The organism is Streptomyces apricus, from assembly GCF_008369065.1.
In the GTDB taxonomy this organism is placed as follows: domain Bacteria; phylum Actinomycetota; class Actinomycetes; order Streptomycetales; family Streptomycetaceae; genus Streptomyces; species Streptomyces apricus.
In genome coordinates this window covers 1-2,175 of the sequence record NZ_VDFC01000170.1, presented here as the reverse complement: position 1 = coordinate 2,175, position 2,175 = coordinate 1, and the positions used below count along the sequence as shown (strand labels likewise).

Here is a 2,175-nt window from a genome sequence, read left to right as displayed (position 1 = left end):
CCCTCCTACTTCCTCCCGTACAGGTCCCCGTATGAATGCCACACCCCGCCCGGGCCCTCCGCCGACTCTGCTGCGCGTACCGCTCGTACGATCGCTCGGGTCACCAGGTCCGCGCCTGCCGCGAGGATCTCGTTCAGGGCCAGGGGGTCCTCCGGCGCCAGTGGGCGCGCGCCCGTGGCCAGGGCGAAGACGGTGTCGCCGTCGTTGAGCAGGTGCACCGGCCGGACGGCCCGCGCGATGCCGTCGTGCGCCGTACCGGCGAGCTTCTGGGCCTGCGCCTTCGACAGATCGGCGTCGGTGGCGACCACCGCCAGCGTGGTGTTGAGCGGCGGAACCGTGTTCGCGGCCGCTGCCTCGGCCAGCCGGGCCCGCGCCGCCTCATGGACCTCCGCGGCGGGCAGGTCCAGGTGCCCCTGGGCCAACTCCCCGTACAGCGTCCCCTYCCCCGGCTCCAGCACCGACCCCGCCGCGTTCGCCACGACGAGCGCCGCCACCGTGATCCCCGACCCGAGGACGGCGCTCGCCGTGCCGACCCCGCCCTTCATCATTCCGACGGCCGCCCCGGTCCCGGCGCCCACGCACCCCTCGGCCACGGCCGCGCCCGGCTCGCTCGCGGCGGCGGCCTCCACCGCCTCGCGGCCCATCGCCGCGTCCGGCCGGGCCCGGAAGTCGCCGCCCCGGCCCAGATCGAAGACGCAGGCCGCCGGCACGACCGGTACGACATGGTGCGGACCGGGCCCGACCCGAACCCCGCGCCCCCGCTCCTCCAGCCAGGCCATCACCCCCGTCGCCGAGTCCAGCCCGTAAGCGCTGCCGCCCGTCAGCACGAGTGCCTCGACCGTCCGCACGACATTGCGCGGATCGAGCGCGTCGGTCTCCTTGGTGCCGGGTCCGCCACCGCGTACGTCCACGGCCGCGACCGCGCCCCCCTCGGGCGCCAGGACGACGGTCGTGCCGGTGAGCCACCCGTCGCCGATCCGCGTGGCGTGTCCCACCCGCAGCCCGGTCACATCGGTCAGTGCGTCAACTGTCATGGCCCTAGTCTCGGCCCCGGAGCCGGCGCGCTCCGGGACCCGCCCGGATCAGGACCGCGCGGGCCAGGATCGCGCAGGAGCAGGGCGGCCGGCGGTCCGGGGCGCACGCGTACCCTGGAAGCATGAGTGAAGCCCCCGAACCGCGTGCGCCGCACGTCCCCAAGGACGCGTTGATCTTCGACGACCCGCTGAGCCGGCCGTCCGCGGACGACACGGACCGCGGCTGGGGCGAACGGCCGACCGGTGACGGCGCCGCGGACCTGGCCCGCTTCCTGGACGAGAAGCCACCCCACCACATCTGAGTCCGTCACATCGGAGTCCGCCACCTCGCGGTCCCGCGACCTCTCCCGGGGCCCCGGTCTGCGGTCCCGGCCGTCGGTCCTGCCGGTACTGGCCGTCCCGGCCGTGATCACTGCCCGGGTGTCTGCCGTTCGCCCGGACCGGAGCCCCGCTGGGCCACCAGGGCGTCGCGGATCTCCTTCAGGACCTCCAGCTCGGTCACCTCCAGCACTTCCTGCGTGGTCTCCTTCGCCTTCTGGCGGGCCGCATGCCGGGCGAGGTACTTGGACATCGGCAGCACCATCAGGAAGTAGACGACGGCCGCGGTGATCAGGAAGGTCAGCGTCGCGCTGAGGACGGTGCCCCACATGATCGGGATGCCGCTCGTCGCGGTACCCGTGGCCTGGTCGAACTTGCAGGGGCTTTTCAGGCACGAGCTGTACTTGTCGAGGTCCTTGGTGCCAAAGGCGCCGACCACCGGGTTGATCACGCCCTTGACCAGGGAGTTGACGATGTTGGTGAAGGCAGCGCCGATGACCACCGCGACAGCCAGGTCGACGACGTTCCCGCGCATCAGGAAGGCCTTGAAGCCTTCCAGGACGCTCGGTTCCTTCTTCTTCTCGCTCACTCAAGAGCCCTTTCTCACGTGCACGGATCATGGAACGAACAGCTCCGCAACCTACGTCAGGGTGTTGCGGCCCTGTCCAATTCCCTGCCTCCAACGGGCGACTTGACAGCGGCACGGAGGCCTCGCCGACGCTCAGCACAGGGTCACCGCCAGTCGTGAGGTCGCACCTGCCCCGGCAAGCCGTGCGGCAGTCCTCCGGGGCACGGACAGAACGATCAGGGCACCCCCCTCACC

The 2,175-nt window shown here is 72.1% G+C and carries 3 protein-coding genes; 1 reads left to right on the top strand and 2 read right to left on the bottom strand.

Going from position 1 to position 2,175, the window contains the following annotated elements; genetic code table 11:
- Nucleotides 1-5 precede the first annotated feature (5 nt).
- Nucleotides 6-1,034 (bottom strand): P1 family peptidase, encoded by a 1,029-nt coding sequence (locus FGF04_RS38935; protein WP_149516117.1) that lies wholly within the window; start codon nucleotides 1,032-1,034, stop codon nucleotides 6-8.
- A gap of 122 nt (nucleotides 1,035-1,156) precedes the next feature.
- Between FGF04_RS38935 and FGF04_RS38930 the strand changes: the two genes are divergently transcribed.
- Complete coding sequence (locus tag FGF04_RS38930) at nucleotides 1,157-1,336, top strand: hypothetical protein (RefSeq protein ID WP_149516116.1); 180 nt, start codon at nucleotides 1,157-1,159, stop codon at nucleotides 1,334-1,336.
- A gap of 107 nt (nucleotides 1,337-1,443) precedes the next feature.
- Here FGF04_RS38930 and mscL read toward each other — a convergent pair whose 3' ends face one another.
- On the bottom strand, nucleotides 1,444-1,941 hold the full coding sequence (mscL, locus tag FGF04_RS38925) for a large conductance mechanosensitive channel protein MscL (RefSeq protein WP_149516115.1): 498 nt from the start codon (nucleotides 1,939-1,941) through the stop codon (nucleotides 1,444-1,446).
- Between the last annotated feature and the right edge of the window lie 234 nt (nucleotides 1,942-2,175).